Genomic DNA, 3,865 nt, shown 5'->3' on the forward strand with positions numbered 1-3,865 from the left:
CTCCAGTAAAGTTAGCTCTTAATCCTTCTAATATTTCTTCATCAACACCAGCTGCTGCACCTATTCTGTGCTCATCAGCCCAAACCATTTCCCCTGACATTTCTTCGAACTTTTCAGCTCCTACTTTACACACTGGACATAGCTCTGGTGCAGTTTCCCCTTCATGTATATATCCACATACTGTACAAACAAATTTCTTCATAATCTTATTCCTCCCAATTTTATATTTATTTTATATATTAATTTTTATTTATTAATCTTATTAAATTAAGTCTAGATGACTATAGTCTATATATACCCGTCACCTGATACCTTAAACATTTTATATAGTTTTTTTGATATTTTTATAAGAAAAATCTCTTACATGTTTATCTTTAACTTACGATAGTAACACTTATTTATCCCAAATACCTCATCAAATCTGATTTCAACACATTCCCAATCATTTTTATCATAAAATAAATTTGCCTTTTTATTTTCTTCAAAACTCTCTAATCGAATTTCATCATATTTTTCAAATAGATTCTTAGTAACATGATTTATTAGCTTTGTGCCTACTCCTTGTCGATGAAATTTATTGTCAACCATTAGTAAATCAATTAGATTTTCTTTACATGCACACATTCCGGCTATTTTGTCATCTAGCAAAATAAGAGTTGTACATTTAATCATCTCAGCTATATACCCGTCAGCCATACCGCTATTTATAAATTCATTTACTGCAGCTTCCCCCATAAAACATGTATAGTTCTCTTTTATAACTTCTCTTGATATTTTTTGCATATCTAATAAATCATTCGATCTTGCTTTCCTGATTTTAATATCCATAATAGATCTCCTAACACTAATAAAATAACTTTCATCAGAATTATATCATATGCCATCCTTATTCAACTTACCTTTTATACAACAATAAAGTCATATTTTTTATAGATAGCAAAAAAACTCTGATATAATCAGAGTTTTTATAATTATATTTTCTTTAACTTAACAACTGTTTCAACGTGAGGAGTATTTGGGAACATATCCATACACTTAACTTTTTCTACCTCATATCCATAATTCTTAAATTCAACTAAATCTAAAACTAATGTCTTAGGATTACAAGAAATATAAACTATTTCTTTTGCACCAAATCCTGCTATATCTCTTATAGCATCTTTATGAACTCCTGGTCTTGGTGGGTCAACTATTATTAGATCTGGCTTTACCTTGAAGTTTTTAACAGTCTTACCAACATCTCCAGCTACAAACTCACAGTTAGTAAGTCCATTTAGCTTAGCATTGTTGTTTGCTGCAACAACAGCTTCTTCTATTAACTCTATTCCATAAACTTTAGATGCAGCACCTGCCATTACTTGTCCTATAGTTCCTGTACCACTGTATAAGTCAAATACAACCTTGTCACTATGGTCTCCAACAAATTCTCTAGCCATAGTATAAAGCTTCTCAGCTCCTTTAGTATTTGTTTGGAAGAATGAGAATGGAGATATAGTAAACTTAAGTCCTAATAACTCTTCATTTATATAGTCTCTTCCATGTAATACTCTTAATTCATCACATTGAACTGCATCAGCAAGCCCATCATTTATAGTGTGTAATATACTTGCCATCTCAGCATCTGTATCAAGAGATAATAACATTTCTTTGTACTCAGTCATATCAAAGTCTACTTGAGAAGATGTTACTATGTTTACCATTAATTCTTTAGTATTCACACCTTTTCTAACTACAAGATGTCTTAAATATCCCTTGTGGCTCATACCTCTATAATAAGGAAGATCTTTTTCATTAAAATATTCAACTGTTGAAGTTAATACTTTTATAAAATCTTGATCTACTAAAAAACATCCATCAACGGTTACTATATCTATATGTCTTCCTTTTTTATGCATTCCTAAAGTAAGAGGTCCATCTTTAACCTCATCACCGAAAGTATACTCCATTTTATTTCTGTATAATCTCTCCTGTGGACTTCCTTCTATTCCTTGGAATTGGAATCCAAATATATCTTGATTTAAGAATAAATCCATAACTTGTTTTTCTTTTATCTCTAATTGCTTTTCGTATGGTACAGATAACATACTACATCCACCACAAGCATTAAAGTGCTTACAAGGAGTAACTGTCTCCATTGGAGAGTTTTCTAATAACTCTAACATCTTAACGTCTGCTTTCCCACTTCTAGTTTTTTTAACTGAAGCCTTAACCTTTTGACCAGTTAAGCCCCCCTTCATGTGGATCTCTCTGTTACCTAACATACTAACAGAAGTTCCTCCAAATTCCATTTTCCCTACTTCAAACTCTATAATATCTCTTCTTTTCACTAATTTTGCCTCCATTTATACATGATTTAACTTATAATCTTAGCTTTCTAAAATTAAATCTTATTTCCGTCTAATTTGTCTATTATATCTCAAAATTTATCTTTCTTCTATAAGCATAACTTCTTCATCCGTTAATTCTCTATATTCTCCTAGAGCTAAATTTTCATCAAGCTTTAAGTTACCCATAGAGATTCTTTTTAAGTATACTACTTTTTTGCCTACACTCTCAAACATTCTTTTTACTTGGTGGAATTTACCTTCATGTATTGTAAGTTCTATTTCTGATTCTTCATCACTTTTTAATATTTTTAATTGAGCTGGCATTGTTTTGTAACCATCATCTAAGAAAGTTACTCCATCTTCAAATGCAGCTACATCTTCTTCAGTTACTACACCTTCAATTTTTGCATAATAAGTTTTAGGTACATGATTTTTAGGTGATAACACTCTGTGAGAAAGCTTACCATCATTAGTTAATACTAATAATCCTTCAGTATCCTTATCAAGTCTTCCAACAGGGAATGGTTCAAATACTAGATATGATGGATCTATTAAATCTAGTACAATAGGATCAAACTTATCAAAAGTAGCTGATATATATCCATCTGGCTTATTTAGCATTAAATATATAAATTCTCTATATTCTACTCTTTCACCATCAAATAATATTTCGTCGTTATCAGTATCTACCTGAACTCCAGGGTTAGTTACTACTGCTTTGTTTACAACTACCAATCCACGCTTACAATCTCTTTTTATTTCTGCTCTACTTCCATATCCTACATTAGAAAGCACTTTATCTAAACGCTGTTTTTTTGCCATTATAAGTTTCGACCTCCTTAGAAGTGTTCTCCATTTTCATAGTATTTTTCTTTTTCAAAAACTGTAAAAGCTAAGTCCATACTTTCTATATTTAAATTATTTCTTATACTATCAGTTATTATAGTTGCAACTACATCTTGTACTTCTTGACCTCTGTCAAACCAAGCTACCTCTACAAAAGGATATACATCAGCTATTTTTCCATCTCTTATTGCAACTGATTTTATACATTCTATCTCAAAGTAGTCTCTAGGACACTTTACTGCTTCAACTAATTTATCTATCATATTCTCACTTATTTTACATATATCATTCTCATGAATTCCTCTTATTTTTATCTGTGGCATAATTCTCTCCCTCTCTATATTTATTCTATAATTATTAACAATCTTTAATAATTATAGCCATACTGTTCTATATATTTTCAATTATAAATATTATTATACTTTTAATTTACGGTTATTACAATTTACTATGTACTTTTTTTATTTTCACGTTATAATATAATAGATGGGTAAGTTTAATAAATTTTTAACTATATTAACTTATATGGAGGTTACATTATGTTAGTTTCGGCTAAAGAAATGTTAATAAAGGCTAGAGAAGGTAAATATGCAGTAGGACAATTCAACATCAATAACTTAGAATGGACAAAGGCAGTATTATTAACTGCTCAAGAAAACAATTCTCCAGTTATATTAGGTGTATCTGAAGGT

6 protein-coding genes are annotated in these 3,865 nt (G+C 30.2%); 1 reads left to right on the top strand and 5 read right to left on the bottom strand.

The features are described 5' to 3' along the window. The 5 genes from CHL78_RS19765 to CHL78_RS19785 form a co-directional block, all read right to left on the bottom strand. A partial coding sequence (locus CHL78_RS19765) for a rubredoxin-like domain-containing protein (RefSeq protein WP_408638630.1) occupies nucleotides 1–202 on the bottom strand: 202 nt, incomplete at its 3' end. A 158-nt stretch (nucleotides 203–360) separates the two neighbouring features. Next, entirely contained in the window at nucleotides 361–828 is a 468-nt protein-coding gene (locus tag CHL78_RS19770; protein WP_094368311.1) for a GNAT family N-acetyltransferase, read from the bottom strand. A 143-nt stretch (nucleotides 829–971) separates the two neighbouring features. Beyond that, nucleotides 972–2,327 carry a 23S rRNA (uracil(1939)-C(5))-methyltransferase RlmD gene (rlmD, locus tag CHL78_RS19775; RefSeq protein WP_094368310.1) on the bottom strand — a complete coding sequence of 452 codons (1,356 nt, stop codon included), beginning with the start codon at nucleotides 2,325–2,327 and terminating at the stop codon, nucleotides 972–974. Between the two features lie 96 nt (nucleotides 2,328–2,423). Next, nucleotides 2,424–3,149 (bottom strand): pseudouridine synthase, encoded by a 726-nt coding sequence (locus tag CHL78_RS19780; protein ID WP_094368309.1) that lies wholly within the window; start codon nucleotides 3,147–3,149, stop codon nucleotides 2,424–2,426. A 17-nt stretch (nucleotides 3,150–3,166) separates the two neighbouring features. Further along, the gene (locus CHL78_RS19785) at nucleotides 3,167–3,496 is read right to left on the bottom strand and encodes a DUF1904 domain-containing protein (RefSeq protein ID WP_094368308.1); all 330 of its coding nucleotides are present in this window, start codon (nucleotides 3,494–3,496) and stop codon (nucleotides 3,167–3,169) included. Between the two features lie 216 nt (nucleotides 3,497–3,712). Between CHL78_RS19785 and CHL78_RS19790 the strand changes: the two genes are divergently transcribed. Next, a partial coding sequence (locus CHL78_RS19790; protein ID WP_199534135.1) for a class II fructose-bisphosphate aldolase occupies nucleotides 3,713–3,865 on the top strand: 153 nt, incomplete at its 3' end.

Origin of the sequence: Romboutsia weinsteinii (assembly GCF_002250835.2) — a bacterium.
GTDB lineage: Bacteria > Bacillota > Clostridia > Peptostreptococcales > Peptostreptococcaceae > Romboutsia_A > Romboutsia_A weinsteinii.

Coding starts and splice junctions, on each gene's coding strand:
- CHL78_RS19770 (WP_094368311.1), bottom strand. CDS start 828: ATGGATATTAAAATCAGGAAAGCAAGATCGAATGATTTATTAGATATG.
- CHL78_RS19780 (WP_094368309.1), bottom strand. CDS start 3,149: ATGGCAAAAAAACAGCGTTTAGATAAAGTGCTTTCTAATGTAGGATAT.
- CHL78_RS19785 (WP_094368308.1), bottom strand. CDS start 3,496: ATGCCACAGATAAAAATAAGAGGAATTCATGAGAATGATATATGTAAA.